Genomic DNA, 25,487 nt, shown 5'->3' with positions numbered 1-25,487 from the left:
TTCAGCTCTGACCTTAGTTCTTGAAACGTCTAGCTTCATTCATACTAGCTTATCTCTTATTTACCTGTGGCGATAAATGGCGCAACCATTCCTGCCAAAGCTTCAACATTTCTTGTTTGAATAAGCACTGTACCCCGGCCATGGAATTCATTGACTAAACCTTCACCTGTAGTGAAGCCGAAAAGACCAGATGCTACTTTAATGTTGTAGTCTAATGATTCTGTCCAAGCAACGACATGCTGATTGTCGATGACGAACGGTTGGCTGCCGTCAAGCTCTAATTCAACGATATCTCCATAAGCATTAACCAAAAGCGTTCCTTTGCCGGCTGTTTCCATTACGAAGAAACCGCCAGTACCGCCAAAGAAGGCAGTGCTTACTTTTTGACGTTTCATCTGATAAGAAACAGTTGAATCACAGGCTAGAAAAGCCCCGTCATTTAAGCGCCAGTGTTCCATTCCTACCTGTAGCTCACGAATAGCGCCAGGGGTTCCTGGAGCTAGTGCAATTCGTGCTCCGTCTGTTAAACCAGTTGCCTGAGTGATGAAGAAGCTTTCGCCGCTGCTCATTGAACGGCCTAATGCACGGATTGCTCCGCCAATTCCGGATTGCCCGTTACTGTTCATTTTTCCTTCCAGATTTACTTGCCCGTTGTGATAAACCATCGCTCCCCGTTCAAGTTGTATCATTTCCCCATTACGTAAAGTCACCTCTACTAATGGAAACAACGTGTTTTCTGTCATTGTATACTCCATCCAGTACATCTCCTTTAAAAAAAATTAATAAATTTAAAAATAGTAGCTGTAAATAATTATAACTTTATTCCTAGATAATTCAAAGAAAATTCGAAATTAAGAACGTTTTGTTCACAGTTCTTCAATAGATTCAGGATAGACTGAAAGAGAAAAGTTTGGGAGAAACACAGGCGTAAAGGAGAGAGAAGAACATGCAGGAAATTTTAAAGATAAAAGGGCTGTCAAAAAGCTTTGGACCTCAGCTGGTTCTAGAAGATGTTGACTTAACCATTGATACTCCTCAGATTATTGCTTTGGTCGCACCGAACGGTACGGGGAAAACTACTCTGTTGAATCTAATTACAGATATTGAAACACCTGATGAAGGGGAAATCACTATATTTGGCAGACCAAACAGCGATTATGAAATCTTTTATGATATGGCTTATTTACAAGATCCTTCAATTCTTTATCAGCAGCTGACCGGGTGGGATCATATGGAATTCATTCGACAAGAGCATAAAAAAACTAAAGGCGAGATGCAGGCACTTGTAGAAGAGCTAGGGATGGCCAGCTATATGAAAAAAAAGGTCAAAAACTATTCTTTGGGAATGAAGCAGCATCTTCTGCTGGGAATTGCATTAATGGGAGAGCCCAAGCTTCTATTGATGGACGAACCGTTGAATGGACTGGACCCAGGCAGTATTGTTCAAGTTAGAGAAATCATGAATAAGTTATATAAAAAAGGGGTGACAATTATTGTATCCTCTCACAATCTGGAGGAAATAGAGCGGGTTACTGACAATGTTCTGTTTCTCCATGACGGGGAACTTATCTCCAAAGACAATGTAAACTTTGAAGAAACTGAGTATGAATTTATATTATTAGAGCAGGAGCTGGCAGCGAACTTTCTTGACCAAATCGATGTGTCTTATCAATTAGTTGATTCTTATAAAATTTGCGGTTCATTCTGTTCAGAACAGCTATTAGCCTTTAAAGCCTTTTGCTCTGAGCAGCAGCTGACAGTTTTTGATCAGCGGATGGCCAGAGGCACTTTGGAGACAATGTATTATCATTTATTTTCAAAGGCTCAGCGTGTGTAGTAGATGAAGTTTGAGTGGGTAAAATGGAAAAGAAATCCTAAAAATGGTTTATTGTTGGTCTTGTTGGTTCTGGTATTTAGTGTTCAGCTGGCAGAGCATTGGGACAGCAGCACTCGTTTAGGTGAGGGGGATTACACCGAACTAAAGGCTATGGGGGAAGAGATTCAGCCACCTCAAAACTACACAGGATCGTCAGAGCCGTACAAAATGCTGCATCATTTGAATGAAGCAGGAGAGCCTCGCTCAGATAAAGATAAGGAACAATATCAGCGCGTAGTCTCTGTTCTTTATCTTTTAGAAGATGAAAATGCAGCCCGTAGAAATGGACAGGACGAACTGCGGCTGCAGCTACAAAGCGAGCGACTGGTACTGCAGATTGCCTATATGGAGGCAGGCGGAACAGAATGGCAACTGTTGTCGAGAAAGGATGCTGAGAAGCAGCTGGCCCGAAACCACTGGCTAATGGAAAGAGGGCTGACTATTGAAGAATTAACCACCAGTCCTAAAGGTGCGTATTTTCTCTACTCGTTTCTACAATGGTGGATGAGTATTGGCGGTGCAGTATTACTTGTCGGCTTTTTATTTTTTGATTATTTGACTAGTGAATATGAACGGAGTAATTATTTACTGCTGGCTGTCCAGCCGACTTCTAGACGAAAACGCTATTTTAATAAAATGCAGACCGCAGCTGTAATTCTAGTTGTTCTTGTTTTAGGCGGAGTGATTTTGAGTTATACAATAGCCAGTCTTCTCTTTGGTTCCGGCAGTATAAACTATCCGATTCTAATCGAATATGCATCAGGCTTTGGTTTTATACCCTTGGGAGAATACTTAGTAAAAGCAATTGTTCTACAGCTGCTGTATATGTTGTTCTTACTTCAGTTTTTATTCCTGCTTTCGGAAATCATCAGAAAGTCTTTGGAAGTTTTAGGCGTTTTTCTTTTTCTTCTGCTGGTACCGAATATCCTGCTGCCGTTTATTGCCGATGCGGGTGCCGGACGCTGGATTCCTTTTCTATATATGGATGTTCATACTTATATTACTGAAACAAACGGCTTTTTCCACTCACCGTTATTTAGCATTATTGTGCTTCTTTTAGGTAATATTGTTCTATGGAAGCTAGGAGTTTGGGTGGTGAAAAAGAGATGAAAAAATTATGGTTGTTTGAAGAAAAGAAGCTTTGGCAAACTGGAAAAGTTTATCTTTTCCTAGCAGGTGGATTTCTGCTGCTGGTTACTTTGTTTGGTTTTAACAGCTATATGAGCCATCAGGAAAATGAAGCAATTCAGGAGGAAGGACAGCTTTCCAAGCCAGTTATGAATCAGAATGACTTTAATAAGGAACAGGCTGCCTATTTAGAGGGAGTAAATTTATCCATTGAGCTTCAAGAGGCAGATTTTAGAGAGCGTGCAGATAAAGGACAGAATATCGATGATATCTTGACGCTGCCAACCTATCCCTATTATCGGACTGCGCTGAACAAGGAACTGCTTTCAAAAGAGCTGCCGCCTCAATCCATGCGGTATGGAACCAAAAACAGTCTATTTGCTGCTGTTTTTCTGACCTATGCTGCGAGTATTCTCGGGATTATCTACGCTTTGTTTTTATTCGGAGACAGTTTTTCCGGTGAACTTGAAGCAGGAACAATGAGGTTGGGGTTAAGTCAGCCAATTCGCCGTAGAGATTTGTTTTTCAGCAAATATTTACTAGCAGTGCTGCACAGTTTTTTGACTATTGCCGGATTGACTGGGATAGCATTTGTAGTGGGAAGTCTTTTCTCTGGCGGCAGTAGTATTTTCTACCCAGTAATCGTTTTTACAGAAATTTCAATGACGTTTATCCCAGTTATTCAATATATGCTTCAAGTACTATTGTTGCTTTTATTTGTTCTATTATTCTGCTTCGCTCTGCATTTTCTAATTAGCACCATTGTCAGAAAAACGATAGTTTCTCTTACACTGACTGTATTTTTATTATTAGAGGGCTATCTAGTCAGCGTTTCTTCCGCAGATTTTTTACGAAAAATAGCTCATCTTAATCCATTTACGTATTTAAATGTAGGGAAAGTTTTCATTGGTTATGATTTTCGTTCCTATGGTCAATATAGCATCGAAAATCAGGAATACTATGCGAATTGGTGTCTGCCCAGAGTGCTGCACAATCCGTCGATTGGAATGTCTTCCGGAATGATTTGTCTAATAGCTGCAGCAGCGATTCTTTTGTTAATAGGCAACTATTGTTTTAAGCGGAATGTTTATTGGAAAAAATAAAGAAATCAGTAATGAAAAAGCAGCCTAAAGCACATTTGTTCTTTGGCTGCTTCTCTTGATTTGTCGGGTGTAGTTCCAGCCATTTTATAATAAGTAATGGTTGTAAACTTAGTAATAGTAGGGGATGCTGTGAGAGTTCTTTACTAATAATGCCTCTCGTTAGTAAAGGAATGATTCTAATTAGGAAATTATAATGGAAACTTTACTTTTTAATGGTTAAAACATAAAATGATAAGGTATGTATTTTAATGTATATAAATTCCGCAGCCGTGCTGCCGTCCGGTTCTATCTCCTTTGCTTATCCTTATAAGAAAAGGTGCTTCATCTAGATAGAAACTTTTACAGGATTTATATAGAAGGAGATTTGTGTGAAAACTTTTTTAAATAAAATCAGCAGCCTTTTTAATTGGCTGAGAGATAAAAAAATTTTATTGAGTATCGGCTTGCTTCTGTTAATTCTTTTTAGTAATCTCTATCTTCAATGGTGTCAAAATAATTTGTCCTATGACCTAGCCTTTAAATTTGCCTTTTCCTGGCATTCTGAGAAATTCTTTTTAGGTTGTGCCGCAACAGCAGTATTTTTGCTGTTTTGGATTACTCTATCCGGTTCAGTGAAAGTGGGCAGCTTGATTTATGCGATTATTATTGGAGTCTTGGGATTTGCGGATTATCAGAAAATGTATTATCGGACAGAACCGATTTATCCGGATGATTTAAAGATGATTACCGAATTTGGACTTTTAAGAGAAATGGTAGGAACGCTCCCGTTTGTGCTTATTTTGCTGATTGCTGCAGCGGGGATTGGTGCCTTTGGCTGGGCTGTCTATAAGAGCTTTTTCAAACCAAAGAAATTTCAAATCATTCGAGGGGTGTTGCTTCTTTGCTCAGCAATACTACTCCTGTATATCAGCGACTTTAACAATCCGAATAACCTTCTGAGAAAAGGCTACAACCGAACAGCACTATGGATTCCTTATAGTCAAAAGATGAACTATTACAATACTGGATTTATCGGAGGCTTTCTTTATAATATGAAGGTTACAGCGATGGATGAGCCGGAAAATTATTCCAAAGAAGCTATTACAGACATTGTTGAAAAGTATAATAAGCAGGCTGAAATGAGAAATCAAGAAGCAGTAGAAGAGCAGCCGAATATCATTTATGTAATGAGTGAGAGCTTCTCTGATCCATTGGCGCTGGAAGGCATTACTGCGAATAAAAACCCGCTGGCGGTTTATGATAAAATTGCTGAGCAAACCTACAGTGGTCAGATGTTGTCTCAGAACTACGGCGGTGGGACGGCGAATATCGAGTTCGAGGCACTAACAGGCTTGTCCATGGAACTGTTTAATGCACAGCTGACAACCCCCTATACGATGCTTCTTCCAAAGCTGGATGAACTGCCTTCAATTGTTTCACTATTGAAAGGTGAGGGATATCAAGCAACAGCTATACATCCATATAATACATCGATGTATAAACGAAAAGATAACTATGATCTGCTGGGGTTTGATGAGTTTCTATATGAAGAGACGATGACGCACACGGATACACAGCAGAACAATCCATATATATCAGATGAAGCCGCTTATCAGGAGGTTATGGATTTGCTGGAGGAAGAGAATCAGCCGCAGTTTGTTCATCTAGTGACAATGCAGACCCATATGCCGTATTCTGATAAGTATACTGATTTAGACTATTCGTCACAAAGTCAGGGGAATAAAAAAACGATAGACAGTTATATGCAGGACGTTGCTTATAGTAGTCAGGCGCTTCAGGATTTTCTCACGGAGCTGAATCAGCTGAACCGTCGAACGCTGGTAGTTTTCTGGGGAGATCATCTGCCAAGTATCTACTCCGATGAAATTAAGGCGGAGAATGAAGAAGCTGCTATGCACAAAACAGAGTTTATGATGTACGATACAGAAGGGGAGCTTTCAGAACAAAAAAAACATGATGCAGTAACAAGTCCGTTTTATTTTGGTGCCTCTCTGTTTGAACAGAGTAACTTAAAAACAACTGGCTTTTATCAGCTGCTTTTAGATGTTCAGAGAGCAGTTCCGGCATTTGAAAAAGGTTTTTATTACAACACTAATGGAGAATGGACAAAAGAGTTGAGCTTAAATCAGACACAGAAAGAATATTATGAGGCCTATCGGCTGATTCAGTATGATATTGTTTCTGGTGAAAAGTATAGTTTGAAGGCTGCTTTTTTTGATCCAGCATCTGAATAATAGCAATATTAGGATAGGGCTGCTGTTTATTTGCAGAGTCAGCAGCGAGTGTTTAATTAAAGGAGTATAAGTATGGGGTTCAAGAAAAAAGACAATCAAATCTATTACAACCCGATTCGCCGGGCAGTATTAAATCATCAAATGATTCAGCCGGGAGATAAGGTTGCTGTGGGAATGAGTGGAGGAAAAGACAGCACTAGTCTGCTTTATTTTCTGGACATGATTAAAAAGCAGGAACGACTGGGTTTTTCTTTCGATATCGTTCCGATTTCTCTCGATATGGCGTTTGATATGGATATTCAGCCGCTGACAGCATTTGTGGAGAGCCTGGGCTATTCATTAGACGTTGTACCAACAAACATTGCCAAGGTTGTCTTTGATATTCGGGAAGAGCGTTCGCCGTGTTCGTTATGCGCGAAGCTGCGAAGAGGGATTTTATACAATCGAGCAAAGGAACTTGGGTGCAACAAGGTTGCTTTGGGTCATCATTTAGATGATGCAGTGGAAACCTATTTTATGAACTTTTTATTCCATGGAAAAATGGCCAGCTTTGAGCCAATTAGCTATTTAACTAAAACGAATATTACATTGATTCGCCCGCTGCTTTATTTGCAGGAAAAAGAAATTATCCGTATGGTTAAGCGGGAAGCGCTGCCGGTCATTTTCAATCCTTGTCCAGTGGATAAAAAGACAAAGCGTGAAGAAGTCAAACAGCTGATTGCTGGTCTTTCTGATAGTTATCCAGATATTCGGGAAAAATTTGTCATGGGAATGGAACAGGGAACAATAGAAGATTTTTGGACAAAAAGCATGAGTAAAAAAGAAGACTGAAAATCAAGAGTAAATCATCTATTTCTTATAAGCTGCAGCATGGTCAACTGGTCAGTACTGCAGCTTTTTTTGGCTAATGAAAAAGGGGCTGCAATACGTTGGTTGGTCAAATATTTCGTAATGAATTTTTCCTGACATTTTAAGTAGAAAAACCTAAAAGACGGACAGCTGACAGATAAAATGAACTTGCGTTAATCCTAAACCATCAGAAGGAGTGTTTTCTGTGATGACTAAGGTGAATAGAGCAGATACATCATAAATGACGCAAAAACTGTAATTATTTTCACTCAAAATGAACGGCGGTTTTTCTTGCGCTTCTTTCTGATATCGGGCATAATAATAGTGTTGATGTATGCGTAAGTGAAGGTCAGATAATCCATATGTCAATATAAACCCATGAGGGAGTAACTGGCGGTCATACATCGCGGCAGCATCACCATCACGGAAAATATTTTTCTGGTGTTGTCTTAAACAGTGAGACTTATGTGTGTACTTATTTTTGAGTACTACACAGAAGTCTATTTTTTTATATTTTTTTGAAAATTAGATAGAATAGGTGAGTAGTCAGGTGTACTAGCTAAGGAGGATGACATATGTCAGAACAGAATAAGGAACAGGTGAATGAAACGTTCTATACACAATCAGAAGAAACCGTACTGGAGAAAATGGGCAGCAGCATGGAAGGATTATCTGATGAAGAAGCCCAACAACGATTAGCCGATTACGGCGAAAATGCATTAGCTGAAGGAAAGAAAAAATCAATGTTGGTGAAATTCTTTGAACAATTCAAGGATTTTATGATTCTTGTCTTGCTGGCAGCTGCGGTTATCTCTGCATTTTTCTCTCACGATATTGTTGATTCTGTCATTATTTTATTAGTTGTCGTGTTAAATGCAGTATTTGGCGTATTACAGGAAGCGAAAGCTGAAGAGGCTATTGAAGCATTGAAGGAAATGTCTTCACCTAATGCGAATATACGCCGCGGCGGACATACTCGAACCGTCAAAAGTGATGAACTAGTTCCCGGCGACATTGTTCTTTTAGAAGCAGGAGATGTGGTTCCGGCAGATTTACGGATTTTGGAAGCGGCTAGTTTGAAAATTGAAGAAGCTGCCTTGACTGGAGAATCCGTGCCAGTTGAAAAGAAAACAGGGATATTGCCGCAGTCAGAGCAGGAAATCGGAATTGGTGATCGAATCAACATGGCTTACTCCAACAGCAATGTCACTTACGGACGGGGGACAGGTGTAGTAGTTGGAACTGGAATGAATACAGAAGTTGGTAAGATCGCCGGGATGCTCTCGGGAGAAAAAGAGCAGGAAACGCCATTAAAACGAAATTTAAATCAGCTGGGGAAAGTTTTGACTATTGCGATATTGATTATTGCTGTCGTAATGTTTGTCGTGGGCATGCTGAACGGCAGGGAATGGGTGGATATGCTTCTCACGTCCATCTCATTAGCTGTTGCTGCAATACCAGAAGGATTACCGGCGATTGTCACAATTATTCTGGCATTGGGCACACAGAAAATGGCGAAGAAAAAAGCTATCGTTCGAAAACTGCCTGCAGTAGAAACTCTAGGTAGTACAGATATTATTTGTTCGGATAAAACAGGAACACTGACCTTGAATCAGATGACGGTGGAAGCTCTATACACAAATGGTCGTTTGGCACCAGCAGCTGAAGAAGTTCCTTTAGACAATATGGCATTGAAGATTATGACTTATGCAAATGATACGAAAATCGCGGAAGACGGTACCTTGATTGGTGATCCCACAGAAACAGCACTCGTCCAGTTTGGTTTGGAGCATGATTTTAACGTGACAGAACGAGTTGAAGCAGAGCCTCGTGTAGCTGAAATTCCTTTTGATTCGGACCGCAAGCTGATGACAACCGTTCATCAGCTGCCTGACGGAAGGTATTTAGTTGCCGTTAAAGGAGCACCTGACGAACTATTGAAGCGCTGCAGTAGTATTTTACTGGATAATCAGCCAACAGCAATGACTCCTCAGCACAGGCAGGAAATTTTGAGCAATAATACTCAAATGGCCAAGCAGGCCCTCCGTGTATTGGGTATGGCATATAAACTAGCAGATGCTATTCCAGTGGATATGAGTTCTGAAAAGGTTGAGACAGAGTTGATATTTGCAGGGTTAGTAGGAATGATTGACCCAGAGCGGCAAGAAGCAGCACAGGCAGTGAAGGTGGCAAAAGAAGCTGGTATTCGTCCGATTATGATTACTGGAGATCATGGGGAAACTGCGGAAGCGATTGCCGGACGTTTAGGAATCATCCAGCCGGGTGATGACGGGGCAGTGATTACAGGTGCAGAACTGAATGAACTTTCAGATGAAGAATTTGCTAAAACGGTGGGCCGCTATTCTGTATACGCGCGAGTATCGCCAGAGCATAAGGTTCGAATTGTCAAAGCTTGGCAGAATGAGGGCAAGGTGGTGGCAATGACTGGTGATGGTGTGAACGATGCGCCAGCCTTGAAAGCAGCAGATATCGGTATTGGTATGGGAATTACCGGAACGGAAGTATCAAAAGGAGCTTCGGATATGGTACTGGCAGATGATAATTTTTCTACAATCATTGTTGCTGTAGAAGAAGGTCGAAAAGTCTTTTCTAATATTCAGAAGACGATTCAATATTTATTGTCTGCCAATTTAGCAGAGGTTCTGACCTTATTTATTGCAACTATGCTGAACTGGGACACATTATTACCCGTTCACCTGCTGTGGATTAATCTGGTTACGGATACCTTCCCAGCGATTGCTTTAGGTGTGGAGCCTGCCGAAAATGACGTGATGAAACAAAACCCGCGTGGGAAGAATTCTAATTTCTTTTCCGGCGGTGTACTCACCAATGTAATCTATCAGGGAGTTTTACAGGGTGGTCTGATTTTGTTTGTTTATCATCTGGCAATCACAAATCCAGCGCATACCGCAATAAATATGCCGCAGCTGTCAGCGCAAGCACTATATGATTTACAGCATGGCGACGCATTGACGATGGCCTTCGCTACATTGGGCCTGATTCAATTGCTTCATGCATTTAATGTGAAGTCCATTCATGAATCTATTTTCAAGGTTGGTGTGTTCCGCAACAAGACCTTTAACTGGGCGTTGTTGATTTCAGCGCTATTGCTGACGGCAACAATCATCATTCCCGGATTTAATGATTTATTTAGAGTAACGCCTTTGGATCCATATCAATGGCTGATTGTGGCGGTTGCCGCATTCTCAATTATACCAATTGTAGAGGTCGTGAAGCTTATTCAAAGGAGCTTAAAGAAGCAAGCAGTCTAGTTAGGCTGTAAAAAGGCGGAGAGACAAAGCAGCTCCAAGCTTTCGCTGCTTATCCGCCATTGGATAGATGACAAGTCCGTTGTTTAAGTAATGGTTCTCCGACCGCATGTGTTGGTAAAAAAACTGAATAAAATCGTAAAACTTGGAGCAAAAGCAGGAAAAATGGCTGCTTTTGCTCCAAGTTTTTTTGGGGATAATTTTCAGACACAACCTCAAATGAATGGAAAATCTGAAGAAATCTTAAGGATTTCTTTCTTTAGTTGTAGAGAGCAGTTTGCTACACTAAGGGAGGGAAGGGGGCAGAAAAGATGACGACGATTCTGCTTGTTGAAGATGAAAAAGAGATTGCCGATTTGATTGCCTATTATTTACAAAATGAAAACTATCAAACGATCCTCTGCCATACTGGAGCGGAAGCTCTAACGGCTCTTAATGAAAAACAGATCGATTTAGCGATTTTAGATGTTATGCTGCCGGACATGGACGGCTTTGAAATTTGTCGGAAAATCAGGGAGACACAAAAATACCCGATTATTATGCTGACCGCTAAAGGTGAGGAAATCGATAAAATTACTGGGTTGACTATTGGGGCAGATGACTACATGACAAAGCCCTTCAAGCCTTTAGAGCTGATTGCCAGAGTGAAGGCCCAGCTGCGGCGTTTCACTACCTATAATGGTGCTGGCGATACAGCCTTAACGATTCGGGGACTAACCATTGATTTAGAAAAGCGTAAGGTTTTATTGGACGGAGAAGAAATTTATTTAACACCACTGGAATTTTCTATTTTAAAGCTGTTGTGTGAACATCAGGGACAGGCAGTTAGTTCTGAAGAGATGTTTCATACGATTTGGGGCGAAAAGTACTATACCAATGCCAACAACACGATTATGGTGCATATCCGTCACTTAAGAGAAAAAATGTCAGACTCGGTTGAAAAACCTAAGTATATTCAAACAGTATGGGGGGTAGGCTATAAAATTGACTAAAAATATAAATCGTCAGCTCTTATTGAAGCTGGGAATCGCCTGCGCTAGCGTCATCCTTTTATTTTTCCTATTTATCCAAAGCGGGATAGGCCAGGTTTTTCGAACGATGCTTTATACTTTTTTAGCATACAGCAGCAGCTTTGAGGTGGATGGACAGGTATACCATGAAACACAGATTAATCTGGAAGCATTGAAGCTGCTGTTGATTTCTTTGTTTATTTTTATGATTGTGGTCATTGCTATTAGCAGCTACTTTATTTCAAAAAGCAGTATTAATAAAGAAGTGAAGCAGCTGACAACCAAAATACCCGTTTATTTGACTACAGATACTGCCCCTTCGACAGGCGACCTTGGTCTGGATAATGAGCTTTTGAAAATTAAGTCGGCGAATATGAAGAATGAGGAATTGTTGAAGAGGGAAACACAGCGGACCAAGGATTTAATTACTTATTTGGCTCATGATTTGAAGACACCGCTGGCTTCTGTGATAGGGTATTTAAATTTGCTGATCGACTCTCCAGATTTGTCGATGGCTCAGCGGGCAAAATTTCTGCAGATTACTCTTGATAAAGCCGGCCGCCTGGAAGAACTGATTAATGAATTCTTTGATATTACTCGATTTAGTCTACAGGATATTCACTTGAATAAAACGAAGATGGATTTGGTTTTATTAACTCAGCAGATGATTGAAGAATTTTATCCATTGTTAAGTGAAAAAGAACAAAAAATCGAATACTCAGGTCCAGATAGTCTCATTGGAGAAGCTGATGGTGATCAGCTGGCCAGAGTGTTGAATAATTTGTTTAAGAATGCTCTGTCTTACGGAAATCAGGGTTCAACAATAAAAATCAGCTTAGTGGAGTCAATAAAAACGATTCAGCTGTCTGTAGTCAACGAGGGACCAACAATTTCAGCACGTCAACTGGAACTGATTTTTGATAAATTTTATCGGCTGGACCATGCTCGTTCAACTAAAACAGGAGGCGCCGGGTTAGGCTTGGCTATCGCTAAAGAAATTGTTCAAGCGCATGATGGTGAAATACATGCGCAAAGCAAGGATGGAGTAACCACGTTTGAAGTGATACTGCCTAAGTCTTAAGAAAACTTAAGATGAAGCTAAGTAATAATTAAAATACTGCATCTCTTTTATTGGTTTAATAAAACCATAAAGGAGGTGCTTTTTTGATGAAAAAAAGATATCAGATGTTAATTCCAGTAGTTCTGGGTATTTCTGCCGCAGCTGTTTTTCTACAGAATCCAGCTGTTGACGAGAATCCTGCCCGCAATCCTCTTGTTTTATCATTGAATCAGGAGAAAAGCCTAGAGAATGACTGGCTTGAAGGAATAACTGCTAAACAAGTTTATCTACAGGAAAGAAGCGGAGCGGCAGTTTACCAAAAAGAAAGCAATCGGAAAGTTTCAATTGCTTCGCTGACTAAAATTATGACGACATTATGCTTGATAGAGCATCAGCAGAATTTTAGTGAGGTAGTTGAGATACCAGCAGGAATTTTCCCATTTATAGAAAAGGAGCAGCTGGCAACGGCAGGCTTTTTAGAAGGAGAAAGAGTACCCTTTGAGGAGCTTCTATATGCCATTATGCTGCCTTCGGGAGCAGAAGCAGCCTTGTCTGGGGCTATTCATCTATCAGGAACAGAGAAACGCTTTGTAGCACTGATGAATGATAAGGCCGCCGAATTAGGTCTGACAGGTACTCATTTCAACAATGTTACCGGTGTGGATGAAGGGAATCACTACTCTACAGCTGCAGATACTGCCTCTTTATTGGACTATGCTTTAGACAATCCGGTTTTTTATGAGATATTTACTACTTTTGAGTATCAGACTTCAGGGACAGCACTTCATCCGGAAGGGGTCTATCTAAGTAGTACACTGCTAAAAAGCGGCGAGCCGCTGGATTGGGAAACAGGTCGGATTCAAGGTGGAAAGACTGGTTTTACTTATGATGCTGGACAATGTTTGGCAAGTCTGGCTGAGATTGACGGTAAGGAATATCTTTTGGTGTTGATAGGGGCTTCAGGAAGTGGGGACTCGGAGCAGCGGAATATTAAGGAGAGTCGGCTGCTCTATCAGCGGCTTGACAGTCTGGATTTGGACAGCGCTCAACTCTAAAAAACGCATAAGAAAGAATTAAGTGAATAGGAGGAAGAGCGATAGTGGAAGTTGAATTTTCGCCAAAAAGAGCAGCAGCATCGGCAGAATGAAGCTGTTGCTGTCATGCTCAAGCGGATTCTGCTAGTCGCATATTTAAATACAATTATCAAGAAAGAGGCGAAATTTAATGAAAAAGGTTGCAGTCTTATTTGGCGGTCGTTCCTCTGAATATGAAGTTTCTCTTAAATCAGCGGCTGCTGTATTGAAGGTCTTAAACCTTCAAAAGTATGAAATTATCCGAATCGGTATTACGAAAGAGGGTGAATGGTATCATTTTTCAGGGGATAATCAATTGATTGAACATGACGAGTGGCAGCAAGAAGCTGTTTGCCGGAAAATTCAGCCGGTAATTGGCGAAAGCTGGAAAGGATTCTGGCTAATAGAAGAGGGACAGAAGCTACCAGTGGATATTCTTTTTCCGGTTATGCATGGAGAATATGTTGAAGATGGATGTCTTCAGGGATTGTTTACTTGGATGGATATTCCTTATGTCGGCTGTAATACAGCGGTTTCTGCTTTATGTATGGATAAAGGCTTAACGCACCGCTTTGCTAACAGTATTGGTATTGAAACAACCCCTTCGATTCAATGCCGGATAGACGAGGCAGGAAGCAAAGCTGTAGCGGATTTCATTGAAAAAAATGATTTTCCGATGTTTATCAAACCTTTGAGGGGCGGTTCTTCTAAAGGAATTAGGAAGATAACCAACTGGTCTGAGCTGCAGCAGGGAATTAAGGAGATAGAGAAAATGGATACCTGTTTTACCTTGGAGAAGGAAGTCGTAGGATTTGAGGTCGGCTGTGGTATCTTGGGAAATCAAGAACTGGTGATTGGTGAAATTGATGAAATTGAACTCCAGACAGATTTTTTTGACTATACAGAAAAATATCAGCTGCTGTCATCAACCATTCATCTCCCAGCCCGAATTTCTGCAGATTTGAAAAGAGAAATCTGTTATCAGGCAGAGCGTCTGTACCGATTGCTAGGCTGTTCAGGTCTGGCCCGCATCGATTTTTTCATTACTTGTCAGGGAGCAATTTTTCTCAACGAAATTAATACCATGCCGGGCTTTACAGAGAATTCCAGATATCCCAATATGTTAAAGAAAAAAGGTTTTTCTTATAGTGAAATTATTGAAGAATTGCTGAGGCTGGCTGAGGAGGAAAAAGGATGGTAGAACAATCAGCATTTTCTTATATTCAATTGGTGAATGACAAAAATCCTGTAGTGTTGTCAGTACCACCGATGGAACTAGTCACAGCCCCTTTTTCAAATGGACAGGAGCTGTTGGAAAAAGAGACAGCCCAACAGCTTCAGGCACTTGTGTCATTCATCAAAGCAGAAAAAAAACTCATTGTGACGAGCGGTTATCGCAGCCGTGATGAGCAGCAGCAGCTTTATAATCAGTGTCTTGCTGCGCATGGTCAGGAGTATACGAATCAGTATGTTGCACGACCGGAGCGAAGCGAACATCAGACAGGCTTAGCGGTTGATATAGGTTTGGCTAATCAGAAAAACGATAGTATCTGTCCAACCTTTGAAGGAGGGGAAACGGTAAGCCTTTTTCTGGAGAGCTGCGGGGCGTTTGGCTTTATTTTACGCTATCCGCCACATCGACAGGACCAGACAGGAATCGCATATGAACCTTGGCATTTCCGCTATGTCGGCTGCCCGCATAGCCAAATCATTCAGCAGCAGGACTGGGTACTAGAAGACTATCATGAATTTTTATCTAAATGGAGGTCCGCTTATGGATAAGCCAAAACAGAGGCGAGCATGGGGAATTGATCAGTTCCGGTTATTGGCTGCTGTGATGGTTGTCGGTATTCATACATTTCCTTTTCATTCCATTTATCCATTATTGGATAATGTGCTGACATTGACTGTATTTCGGATAGCAGTCCCGTTCTTTTTCATGGTTACCGGCTACTATCTGTTAGGCCCCTATGGGGAACGACCTGTTTATCAAAAGTGGTGGCGGATTAAAAGAGGCGTTATTCAACTACTAAAGCTCTATGGAGCTGTTTGTCTGCTTTATTTACCCCTTTCTTTTTATACCGGTGTCTTGTCGTTTTCAATGCCTGTATCTGCTTTACTAAAAGTGCTTCTTATTGAGGGACCTCTTTATCATCTCTGGTATTTTCCAGCGATAATTCTGGGCGTATTTCTTTGTGTCTGTCTGATAAAAAAATTGGGACTTTATCCTGCATTACTAGTTAGCGGTTGTCTCTATCTTATTGGATTAGGAGGAGACAGTTATTATTTCTTGATAAAAAACAATAATTTTTTTCGCGGATTCTATGAGCTTCTTTTTCAAGCAACAGAATATACACGAAATGGCTTGTTCTTTGCTCCAATTTTCCTACTATTAGGTGTATATGCTTATGTAAATAGAGAAAAACGAATACTAAATCTAACCCTAAAGCTTTTTATTTGTCTTCTCCTACTGGTGATTGAAGGTGCGCTGCTGCACAACGGAAACCCATTACGTCATGACAGCATGTATCTCTGCCTGCCGCTGGTTATGTATGTCTTGTTTCAGAGCGTCCTGAGATGGAAGCCCAGCATACATATAGCTAAAGCAAAAAGCTATTCCCTAGGTATTTATATTCTTCATCCTCTAAGTATTGCTGTCCTTGCTTATGTTGGAAAGGGGATTCCTTTTCTGCAAAATAGTCTGCTGCAGTTTTTATTAGTGTTGCTACTAACTGTAATCATATGCATGATTCTGATAGCGTTATTTGAAAAAAAGAGAAAAAAAACAGGGGGCACACTGAGGCGTGCTGAAAAAAAGGTGGATAAACGGGCCCTGGCAGCCAATTTGAAACTGCTTCAAAAGCTGCTTTCTGAAAAAACACGGGTGATGGCTGTTCTTAAAGCAAATGCTTATGGTCATGGTGCAGTGAAATGTGGAAAAGAATTGGAGAAGCTGGGGGTTGATTTTTACGCTGTGGCAACGCTGGAGGAAGGGGTTCAGTTAAGAAAAGCAGGACTTCAAGGGGAAATCCTCATCCTCGGTTATACAGATCCTGACAGAATAAAAGAGCTCAACAAATATAATTTAATTCAAACTATTATCCATCAGCAGTATGCTGTGTTGTTGAATAGGCGGAAAATTCCTATCCGTTGCCATTTGAAGATTGATACAGGTATGCACCGCCTAGGCTTTTCTCCAGACTTAATGGAGCTTTTGCCTACCTACAAGCTGCCTTTTCTGAAATGTGAAGGGATTTACTCTCATTTAGGTTCTACAGATTCGCAGGACGATACATCACGGGAACGAACCAGACAACAGATTCACGTGTATGACCGCTTGCTGGAAGAATTGGAGCAGGCAGGTATTGACTACGGGATGACACATCTTCAAAGCAGTTATGGTGTGGTGAATTACCCAGAGCTTACCTATGATTACGCCAGAATCGGTCTTTTTCTTTATGGCGTACTTAGTCAAACGGATTACCAGCTAAAGGAACAGTTAACACTCAAGCCAGTGCTGTCGATTCAAGCCATTCTAATCTCGGTGAAATCCGTTGCGTATGGGCAGTATCTCGGCTATGGAACTGGTAGACAGGCGGTAAAAGGGCAGAAGGTTGGTGTTGTTTCGATAGGCTATGCCGATGGAATTTCTCGAAATTTATCGGAGACAGGTTATAGGCTAAGCTATGAAGATCAGGAGCTGCCTCAAATCGGTATGATTTGCATGGACATGCTGCTGGTGGATTTAACCGAAGCACCAGCTATTCAGCCAGGGGTAGTTATAACGGTGCTGGAGAATGGTGAAGAAGCCGCTAAAAAAAGTCAAACGATTACGAATGAGATTCTAAGCAGGATCGGCAGCCGGCTGGAAAATTGAAAACACTGAAACAGAGGGAATGTAACCCTATGTTTCAGTGTTGTTTCAACAGGTTGAACTTTTAGCTATCCTTTAGTACAGAAACAATTGCTTCGTTAAAAGCCGGCAGGTCATCTGGATTCCGACTAGTTACAAGTTTCTTATCAATGACAACGGCCTGATCTTCAACCTCAGCGCCAGCGTAATGAATATCCGGCTGTACAGTTAGATAGGCAGTCATTTTACGTCCGCTAGTTAAACCAGTCTGGATAAATAATTGGGGACCATGGCAAATCGCAAATAACGGCAAGTCATTTTCCAAATAGTAGGCAGTGAAATCTACAAAACGTTGATCTGCACGCAGCTGGTCAGGTGAAAAGCCTCCAGGAATTAGCAACGCAGAAAATTCCTCTGGAGAAACATCATCAATCGCTGCATCAATGACAAAGGTCTCTCCCTTTTTTCCAGTAATAGTTTTGCCGGCTTCTTTTTCAATTAGCGTCAAAGTGTAACCGGCACTTTCCAAGGCCTTTTTTGGTGAGGTCAATTCTACGTCTTCCACCATATCTGTAACTAATACTGCAACTTTTCCTGTGTTTGTCATCGAATCTCCTCTTTCTTGTTTGTTGTGGCTGAATGAATCAGCTTAACTTTATCCTAACGTGATTTTTTTAAGTATTCAAAAGATAGACACTTCTTTGTTTGAACAATCCTGACTTTTTGGTAAAATAGAGGAGTGACCGGAATGGATAGTCATTCCTTACTGAAAAGCAGGAGGTATGTATAAATGTATCGTTTAGAAGAAGAAGAAAAAGAAAATACACCGAAAAATGATCAAAGTATGATTATGAAGAAATTATGGGAAGAGCGGACAATTCTGATTTATGGTGAAGTAACACAGGATTTAGCCAGAGAGGTTTCTTCTCAGCTGCTTTTATTAGCAGCAATGGGTGATGAGCCTATTAAGATTTTTGTCAACAGTCCGGGAGGACATGTAGAATCTGGAGACACTATCCACGACATGATTCAGTTTGTTAAGCCAGAGGTTATCGTTGTAGGTACTGGCTGGGTGGCAAGTGCCGGTGTCACAATCTATCTTGCGGCAGATGCCAAGAATAGATACTGCCTGCCGAATACTCGGTTTATGATTCATCAGCCGGCTGGCGGAGTACAAGGTCAAGGAACAGAGATTCAAATTGAAGCGAAGGAAATTGTCCGTATGAGAGAACGTGTTAACCGGATGATTGCTGAAGCAACAGGTCAAACCTATGAACAGGTAGCTAAAGATACAGACCGCAATTTCTGGATGTCTGCAGAAGAAGCCAAAGAATATGGCATGGTATCTAAAATTATTAAATCCAGCGACGAAATTTAATAAGTCAAATGATGTGTCAAGTGGCTGACATCTAATGAGTAAAGCTAGAGGTGTTTAATTCTGGAAAGACATTTTTTAGAAAAAGACAGGAGTAGAGACAGAAGAGGCAGCATCGAGAAATAAAAAAGAGCTGCTCTGTCACAGTTTAGTGTTGATAAGTACTTCTATTTAGTTTTTTATTCAGGTTTAAAGAGCGAAATAAACGGAGTGTCCGTTTTGTTTCGCTCTTTTATGTTTATAAGTCTTTAGAATTTCAAAAAAAATTTGAAAAATTCTAGAATAGTCCATATAAAATAACGATAGTTATTTTTGTGGAACTACAGGTTTTTATTCTGGGCTTGTCAGCAAGAAGGGAAAACGGTAAAATAAATTGATAATAAAAGAAAGTAGGAAGAAAAGTGAAACCAAATTTAGGCTATTATATTCAAAAGATTAACGATATTGTGCAGGAGACCGAAAAAATCGGCGAAAATATGAATGTTTATTACGAGGAGCTGCGTCAGGCAATCGACGATAAGAAGACAGCAGAGCTTTCTCCAGAGCGGATTACAGAGATTCAGGGAATCTTTAAAGAAGGTACGATGAAATATGAAGACTTGCTAAAATTAATTCTAGGTCTTCGTCCACCAGTAAAAGTAATTGGCGTTCATAAAAAATTAGAACGTTCTTATACAGAATATGTTGCGGGATGCAATGAAATGGTTCTCTCCTTGAATCCAGAAAAAGGGATGGATGTTGAACTTTTTGAAGCTTCAGAAGCAAAACAGGATTTGGCAACAGATGATATTTCTTTCTGTATTACAAAAATGAGCAATGTTTTATTAAAGAAATAAATATAAAATAACAAAAAAATCTCATTTTATTTTTAAGATGTTTTTACTAGACAAAGCTAGAGAAGTATTGTATTATTTAGACATACCAACAACAACCTTTTTATTTTTCATTTTACTCTTATTGAGTAATACTCCTTTTCCATCGGCTTGCCAAAGCCGATGGTTTTTTTATCTCTTTTTTTTATTTTGTTTATTTAATTATTTAAAAATTTTATTTCGAACAAGATAGAAGGCGCCAATTAAACCAGCATCATTTTGATGCTGACAACGGTCCACTGGTGTTTTAAAAAGAGACCATTCGGGAAAATCTTTTAAGGGCTGCTCAATTAGGCTCAGCAAATTTGGATTTTGACTCACTCCGCCTCCAATCAGGACCTTCTCCGGATTCATCGTAACTATGACATTATAGATACACAGAGCAATATATTCACCCCAGCGTTTCAAAACAATTTTTTTCTCAAACGTATTTCCTTTGAAAATTTCTTCCCCAGTCACTGGAGTATCTGAAGTAATGCCCAGCCGCTGCCGATACAGATTTAATAAACCTTGTGTTGAGGCATATTTAGCAATAATTTCATTTTTGCCATGTTCATTGGGAATCAACATCATACCAAACTCTCCAGCGCTGAAGCCGGATCCTTTCACTAAGGTACCATTTTGAATGATGCCGCCGCCGATACCTGTCCCCAAAGTCATAACAACAAAATCCTTATGTCCCTGACCGTTGCCTGAGTACATTTCAGCTAAGGCCGCACAGTTTCCGTCATTTTCAATAAAGATCGGGTATTTATTGCCAGTTCGTTCCATTAGCATTTGCACAAAGGGCTTCCCGCGTAATGGATGGATGGCACCAGAAACAATCAAAGTACCGCTTTCACTATCAATCACTCCTGGAAAGCTAAAACCAATTCCTTCAATTTCATGGACTATCTCATATTCTAGAATAACTTCTTCAAGCAGCGAGAAGAAGGCTTCTTCTGTTTCTATTTCAGTTGGACGCTTTCCTTTTGCGACGAGGTTGCCTTCCAGGTCAAATAAGCCGTATTTTACAAAGATGCCGCCGACATCAAAACTAATAATCATTTTTCATCGCCTTTCTTATCTATATAAATCCTGTAAAAGTTTTATTGCGCAGGAAAGTATATGTACGAGAATTTCATAAATTCGTTAAAACTCATTTTTTAACACAAGTCAGTTATTGAAAAAATTTTCAGATTTATAAAAAAATAATAATTATAAATGCGTTTCTTTTACAGGATTTATAGTAATATTCCTTTTTTTAAATGAGGACAGAATAGAAACATTTATCTGGATTTAGGTACACTAAAAATATAGAAATAGATGATTGTTCAAACCTCATAGTGAAGCGAGCTGAAATTAATCCTAAAAAAGAAAATAGCGTATAAACTGTTGATTACATGAATCGTGGCTACTTTTCTTTGTGATTTCTAAAGCAGAAGACCGCTAGGATTGCATAAGAACAATCAAGCATCTTTGACAGGTTTTTAATAAGAAAGCTAGAGTCAGAGCTTTCAACTGCTCGTTCTTATGATAAAAAAACTCCAAGACTAGGTCTTTCTAGCCTTGGAGAGAAATGTTTTAATTTTCTACATTTCGTACATAATCATCGAAATACTGAATCAAATCGGATTTGATCTTCTGATACTCTTCCTCGGTATATTCTTTCTCTTCTATATTGCCATTGAAAAATGGAATTTTCAGTTCTTCCTTTAAACGTTCTAAAACTTCCGTATGATTCATGTCTGCACCTCTTTAATTATTATCATCTTTCATTATAAAACATTGAACCAATTCGTCAACTCTTCAAAGGTATTTTTCATGACGTCCAACTTGCTGTAAAGAACCGCAATGTCAGAGTCCTCTTGAAAGAAGACCTGTTTTAACTCAAAATAAAAATCTTCAAAAGCATCGAAAAATGGTTCCGTTTTTTCTTGAAACAGCTCTTCATTGCTGTAATAGAAAATACGCACGCTATGATAATAAGTAAATACTTCATTAATATTTACTAGAATACGGACATCTGTTTCATCCGTTCTTGGCTGAATACTGATCAAATCATATAAAGCTAAGGATTTTGTATGAGTTTCCGATAAATAGGATAAGAATAGATCAATTTTTTCTGTTGATGCAGGCATTTCATCCACCTCCGTTTTTCTTTTTATTATAGTAAAAATCAGGGGGATTGGAAAATGATAACCCTGATGCTTGCCGCCAGTAAGAATGTATATAGTAGAATTATTTTCTTTCAGGAAAGCTAAAATCGGCCAATGCTTTATTTAAATAGTCATTAAAGGGCTTCATAGCTTTAAAGACCTTCTGACAGGTTATCAGTAACTCTTCTTCATCTAAAATGAGTTGTAAGGGTAAGGAATACTCCAGATACCAGCTTTTATATTTAAGATAGTCGTCGATGGCTGTTCCAGTTTCTTCGTATCCTCTGGGAAAACGTTTTAGCTGTTCGCCGCGGACAGAAAAGTATTCTTTGAAATCCGGAGCTGCGATGATTTCTAGAAATTCTTGAGGGTGTTCCAGAAGATAGCTTCGAATGAGGGCAGTTGCTTCAGAAAACTGAGCAGCAAACAAACCACCGCCAATAAAAGAATCTCTGTTTCTCGGCCCAAGCTGAATAAAATAACCGACTGGAATAAAAGGTTTGCCGTGAGGACCGATATGCGCTCTAAGCGTCGGATTGTAAGGTGATTTATCATGGCTGAACCGAATATCGCGATTTAGTCGAAAGCTTAATTTTTCAGGGTTCATCACTGGAATAGCTGAATCAAATCCTCTGACTTGTTCTTGGAGTTGTCCCACAAAAGTATGGAAGAACATGAACGCCTGTTTTCTTTCAGCTGTATGCTCATGCATCCAAGCAAGAGAGTTGTTTTGGTTTAGCTCATCCAAAAAAGTAATCGTTTTAGTTAATGACATAGAACAGCCTCCTTTATCTGACAGTTATTAATTAAGCGCTACATACTCATTATTTCATAAAAGATAAGAGCTTACAATCCTCTAGTGAAAGAATTGCCGCACGGACATAATACAAAATAATAACGTGCAAAAAAATCTGCATGATTTGTTCAGTGACAAAAAACACAGATTTTGAAAGCTACTTGATGAGCTGCGTTTGTTTTCTTATAAAAATCAACTATTTAGGTATTAATTGACTTTCAGTATTCCTATTTTCAAAGTCTTCGTTTAGGCTTTTCAGACATGTTTTAGTAAGAAATCTTTTGCTGGTTTTAAATAAGCTTAGCTATAAGGATTCGTCAGCAGCATTTTTCTTTTCAAAGGCCCGAACTTTGTCTACCAGAAGGTCAAAGTCCTTTTTCAAAGTTAGTACGGTTTCCTGAAAGTCATTTTTAGTCGATTCATAGGGATACGAAAGATAGAGTTTATTGAAGCGCTTGGTTAATAATTTATATTCAGGTTTTAGTATATCCTTTTGTTCCCTGGATAGATTGTTGAATAGCTCGGTTCCAAGACCGTAGGGGCCTGAAGACAAAAGAGCAAGCTCATTTAATACCTTGTCCGTATATACGGATTCAGAAAGCTCCTGCTGATAGACGGTTGCCTCAATAATCGCTTTACGTACGGCATATTTAATGACAAAGTAAAAAACAATGGCTAAAAGAATAATTGATCCAAAGCTGATACCGATAGATTGCATAATAGTTCTCACTCCTATTTAATTATTTTGTGTTGCCGATAGCTTAGTAGTTTCTTTCAAAAAGAATAAAGCCGGGCTTGGTTGGATGATCATAGATTTGTGTATGCCTGCTCTTTAAAGAATAAAGAACAATCATCAAATCGCCGCCGGCTAAAAGAACGTTGAGAGCTGCCGCCAGAAAGGTATAATTTCCGGGAAAAAGAAGCAGCAGGAGTGTACAGCCGCCCCCTAACACAATGATTGGAAGCAGCGCACCAAACACATAATTTTTCCAAGAAAGAGATTCTTTGCAGTGACATAAAGGATTGGGAAAGCCGAAAGTAATCTTAATGCTGTGCCATTTATTTTGGCAGAATAATCCCCAGCCAAAACCATGAATGTACTCGTGGACGACAATCGAGCTGACTAGAATCAGCAAAAGCAGCAGATAATTTATATCAGCAGTTTCTTTTAGCGGTTGTGTATTAAGACTTCGATAAAGAAAAAATAAACCGATAATCAACGGTGCTGGAAGCAGCAGTCCCAAAACATTTACTTCCAGACCTGTAAATACCCGTTCCTTGATCCGATAGCCTTGGGCAGTCATTTCCTTACACAACTGATAAAAGTGTTGAGGTGCATCATTGTCTTGTTTCATTTTTATTTACTCCTCTCTTGTTTGGTTACCATCTAAATTTTGTAAAAGAGTTCGCAGCAGGGCAGCGACAACAGGGAAAATTTGGTTTCTTTTTACAGTTTCTATAGATAAAGACTATCGGATTTATCTATAGAATAAAGAAAATAGAAAGTATTTTTTCAAGAAAAAAGCTATAGCTGAGGATTCTTTGTTATAATAAAAATTAACTGTTATTTAAAAGAAACTATAGTTTCTTTTTTGAGGGGGAGTAGTATGCATTTAACGGGAAGTTTGTTTCGAAAATTTCGAGAGCGGAAAGGCGTTTCAGTTCCCGAAGCAGCGAAAGAAATTGTTTCGCCGCAGTTTTTACGAAAATACGAGCGGGGAGATAATGATGTTAGCTTAACGAATTTTTTGAATTTATTATATAAGGAAAACATTTCAGTGGTCGAGTTTTTCGGAGAATACCACGAGTTGACTGTGGATGTGGTATTGGATGAAGCAGAGCGTGAATTTGATCTAGTTATCAATGGTCATCGTTCACTGCTCGCACAAAAAATTAGCCAGAAATACCATAAAATTTATCAAGAAACGCAGGATCAGAAATTTCTTTACCTTGCATTGACCTGTGAACAAATTAGCTATGTTCTATTTAAAAACAGACCAGAGGTTGACCGCTCGCCAATTTCAGAATATTTACGTTCTGTTGAAGAGTGGGGGCGTTTTGAGTTCTTTATTGCCCAGTATTCAATGTTTCCACTAGAGGATGAAGAAATCTATCGAATGACCGTTCATATTTTTCGTAAGAAAGCTCAAAATACAGTCAACTATTATTATCTTCATGACTTCTTCCTACAGGTTTGTCTGGAATTTATTCGTCGGGAAGAGCTGATTTATGCTGAAGAAATTTTAAACCTGTACTTATCAAAGCTGGAAGATGACCGGGAATTGAAGTATATGCCCTTTGACTCTTTTGCCCGCTTTTTAGGAGGTATCATCTTGGTTAAACGAAATGATCCGAAGGGGAAAAAACTCTGTGAAGCGGTTATTACTTATTTTGAAGATGTATTGGGCTATACCTACTACGCAAATCGTTTGAATTTATCCTATACAGCATTTCTGGAAAAATCAGAGCTTTCATAAAGCTGAAAAAATTGCTCACTGCTAAAATTAAAAATTTCTCATAAAAACAGTTGACATCTGATCGCTTTTTCTGTAAGATTTACATTAACTTCTAAATTGACAGAAAATTCAGCAAATAAAGGATGTTGATTGTTATGAGAAAAACAACATACAAACAAACATTTTTATTATTATTAGTTAAGGACTCGGCTATCTAATCATTAAGCAATCAGATTAGAACGGAAGAGTCCTGTTTCGCATTTGCATGAACGGGATGAACGATACGCATCCCAGCCATGGGATGCTTTTTTTGTTGGAACTCTTATACTGACTACAAAGTAGAGTTCCAATACTTGGCGACTGCGAGGAGCGAA

The 25,487-nt window shown here is 39.6% G+C and carries 23 protein-coding genes; 15 read left to right on the top strand and 8 right to left on the bottom strand.

The window, feature by feature from the left end:
• Positions 1 to 56 precede the first annotated feature (56 nt).
• A complete protein-coding gene (locus ACYSNQ_RS00765; protein WP_426080859.1) occupies positions 57 to 755 on the bottom strand; it encodes a TIGR00266 family protein in 699 nt (232 codons plus the stop codon).
• A 191-nt stretch (positions 756 to 946) separates the two neighbouring features.
• Here ACYSNQ_RS00765 and ACYSNQ_RS00760 point away from each other — a divergent pair, with 191 nt between their 5' ends.
• The 12 genes from ACYSNQ_RS00760 (at position 947) to vanT (ending at position 17,500) form a co-directional block, all read left to right on the top strand.
• Positions 947 to 1,837: an ABC transporter ATP-binding protein gene (locus ACYSNQ_RS00760; RefSeq protein WP_426080858.1), complete on the top strand. Its 891-nt coding sequence runs from the start codon at positions 947 to 949 to the stop codon at positions 1,835 to 1,837.
• 3 nt (positions 1,838 to 1,840) lie between these two features.
• On the top strand, positions 1,841 to 2,986 hold the full coding sequence (locus tag ACYSNQ_RS00755) for an ABC transporter permease subunit (protein ID WP_426080857.1): 1,146 nt from the start codon (positions 1,841 to 1,843) through the stop codon (positions 2,984 to 2,986).
• A complete protein-coding gene (locus ACYSNQ_RS00750; RefSeq protein WP_426080856.1) occupies positions 2,983 to 4,107 on the top strand; it encodes an ABC transporter permease in 1,125 nt (374 codons plus the stop codon). The genes ACYSNQ_RS00755 and ACYSNQ_RS00750 overlap by 4 nt, the downstream gene beginning before the upstream one ends.
• Positions 4,108 to 4,475: 368 nt before the next feature.
• Entirely contained in the window at positions 4,476 to 6,341 is a 1,866-nt protein-coding gene (locus ACYSNQ_RS00745; protein WP_426080855.1) for an LTA synthase family protein, read from the top strand.
• Between the two features lie 72 nt (positions 6,342 to 6,413).
• Complete coding sequence (locus tag ACYSNQ_RS00740) at positions 6,414 to 7,172, top strand: tRNA 2-thiocytidine biosynthesis TtcA family protein (RefSeq protein ID WP_426080854.1); 759 nt, start codon at positions 6,414 to 6,416, stop codon at positions 7,170 to 7,172.
• Positions 7,173 to 7,765: 593 nt separating this feature from the next.
• Positions 7,766 to 10,483 (top strand): cation-translocating P-type ATPase, encoded by a 2,718-nt coding sequence (locus tag ACYSNQ_RS00735; protein ID WP_426080853.1) that lies wholly within the window; start codon positions 7,766 to 7,768, stop codon positions 10,481 to 10,483.
• A gap of 308 nt (positions 10,484 to 10,791) precedes the next feature.
• Positions 10,792 to 11,472 (top strand): response regulator transcription factor, encoded by a 681-nt coding sequence (locus ACYSNQ_RS00730; protein ID WP_426080852.1) that lies wholly within the window; start codon positions 10,792 to 10,794, stop codon positions 11,470 to 11,472.
• Positions 11,465 to 12,571 (top strand): sensor histidine kinase, encoded by a 1,107-nt coding sequence (locus tag ACYSNQ_RS00725; protein ID WP_426080851.1) that lies wholly within the window; start codon positions 11,465 to 11,467, stop codon positions 12,569 to 12,571. Before ACYSNQ_RS00730 ends, ACYSNQ_RS00725 begins: the two co-directional genes overlap by 8 nt.
• Before the next feature lie 86 nt (positions 12,572 to 12,657).
• A complete protein-coding gene (locus ACYSNQ_RS00720) occupies positions 12,658 to 13,605 on the top strand; it encodes a D-alanyl-D-alanine carboxypeptidase family protein (protein ID WP_426080850.1) in 948 nt (315 codons plus the stop codon).
• Positions 13,606 to 13,774: 169 nt separating this feature from the next.
• Positions 13,775 to 14,824 (top strand): D-alanine--D-alanine ligase family protein, encoded by a 1,050-nt coding sequence (locus ACYSNQ_RS00715; protein WP_426080849.1) that lies wholly within the window; start codon positions 13,775 to 13,777, stop codon positions 14,822 to 14,824.
• Complete coding sequence (locus ACYSNQ_RS00710; protein WP_426080848.1) at positions 14,818 to 15,405, top strand: D-alanyl-D-alanine carboxypeptidase family protein; 588 nt, start codon at positions 14,818 to 14,820, stop codon at positions 15,403 to 15,405. The genes ACYSNQ_RS00715 and ACYSNQ_RS00710 overlap by 7 nt, the downstream gene beginning before the upstream one ends.
• Positions 15,398 to 17,500: a membrane-bound serine racemase VanT gene (vanT, locus tag ACYSNQ_RS00705; RefSeq protein WP_426080847.1), complete on the top strand. Its 2,103-nt coding sequence runs from the start codon at positions 15,398 to 15,400 to the stop codon at positions 17,498 to 17,500. Before ACYSNQ_RS00710 ends, vanT begins: the two co-directional genes overlap by 8 nt.
• Before the next feature lie 61 nt (positions 17,501 to 17,561).
• Here vanT and ACYSNQ_RS00700 read toward each other — a convergent pair whose 3' ends face one another.
• Positions 17,562 to 18,083 (bottom strand): type 1 glutamine amidotransferase domain-containing protein, encoded by a 522-nt coding sequence (locus ACYSNQ_RS00700; RefSeq protein WP_426080846.1) that lies wholly within the window; start codon positions 18,081 to 18,083, stop codon positions 17,562 to 17,564.
• 183 nt (positions 18,084 to 18,266) lie between these two features.
• Between ACYSNQ_RS00700 and ACYSNQ_RS00695 the strand changes: the two genes are divergently transcribed.
• Both ACYSNQ_RS00695 and ACYSNQ_RS00690 read left to right on the top strand, forming a co-directional pair.
• The gene (locus tag ACYSNQ_RS00695; protein ID WP_426080845.1) at positions 18,267 to 18,854 is read left to right on the top strand and encodes an ATP-dependent Clp protease proteolytic subunit; all 588 of its coding nucleotides are present in this window, start codon (positions 18,267 to 18,269) and stop codon (positions 18,852 to 18,854) included.
• Positions 18,855 to 19,252: 398 nt separating this feature from the next.
• Entirely contained in the window at positions 19,253 to 19,687 is a 435-nt protein-coding gene (locus ACYSNQ_RS00690; protein WP_426080844.1) for a hypothetical protein, read from the top strand.
• Positions 19,688 to 19,885: 198 nt separating this feature from the next.
• Here ACYSNQ_RS00690 and ACYSNQ_RS00685 read toward each other — a convergent pair whose 3' ends face one another.
• The 6 genes from ACYSNQ_RS00685 to ACYSNQ_RS00660 all read right to left on the bottom strand — a co-directional run bounded on the left by ACYSNQ_RS00685 (position 19,886) and on the right by ACYSNQ_RS00660 (position 24,012).
• Positions 19,886 to 20,770 carry an ROK family protein gene (locus ACYSNQ_RS00685; protein WP_426080843.1) on the bottom strand — a complete coding sequence of 295 codons (885 nt, stop codon included), beginning with the start codon at positions 20,768 to 20,770 and terminating at the stop codon, positions 19,886 to 19,888.
• A gap of 516 nt (positions 20,771 to 21,286) precedes the next feature.
• Positions 21,287 to 21,448 (bottom strand): hypothetical protein, encoded by a 162-nt coding sequence (locus ACYSNQ_RS00680; RefSeq protein WP_426080842.1) that lies wholly within the window; start codon positions 21,446 to 21,448, stop codon positions 21,287 to 21,289.
• A gap of 32 nt (positions 21,449 to 21,480) precedes the next feature.
• Entirely contained in the window at positions 21,481 to 21,843 is a 363-nt protein-coding gene (locus ACYSNQ_RS00675) for a hypothetical protein (protein ID WP_426080841.1), read from the bottom strand.
• A gap of 100 nt (positions 21,844 to 21,943) precedes the next feature.
• Positions 21,944 to 22,636 carry a DUF2461 domain-containing protein gene (locus tag ACYSNQ_RS00670; protein ID WP_426080840.1) on the bottom strand — a complete coding sequence of 231 codons (693 nt, stop codon included), beginning with the start codon at positions 22,634 to 22,636 and terminating at the stop codon, positions 21,944 to 21,946.
• 325 nt (positions 22,637 to 22,961) lie between these two features.
• A complete protein-coding gene (locus ACYSNQ_RS00665) occupies positions 22,962 to 23,375 on the bottom strand; it encodes a DUF6019 family protein (RefSeq protein ID WP_426080839.1) in 414 nt (137 codons plus the stop codon).
• Between the two features lie 43 nt (positions 23,376 to 23,418).
• Complete coding sequence (locus ACYSNQ_RS00660; protein ID WP_426080838.1) at positions 23,419 to 24,012, bottom strand: DUF3267 domain-containing protein; 594 nt, start codon at positions 24,010 to 24,012, stop codon at positions 23,419 to 23,421.
• Between the two features lie 252 nt (positions 24,013 to 24,264).
• Here ACYSNQ_RS00660 and ACYSNQ_RS00655 point away from each other — a divergent pair, with 252 nt between their 5' ends.
• Entirely contained in the window at positions 24,265 to 25,134 is an 870-nt protein-coding gene (locus ACYSNQ_RS00655) for a helix-turn-helix domain-containing protein (RefSeq protein ID WP_426080837.1), read from the top strand.
• The last annotated feature ends 353 nt before the right edge of the window (positions 25,135 to 25,487 follow it).

The sequence above is a fragment of the Enterococcus sp. LJL51 genome (genome assembly GCF_054871795.1).
This window is presented reverse-complemented; position numbering and strand designations above follow the sequence as displayed.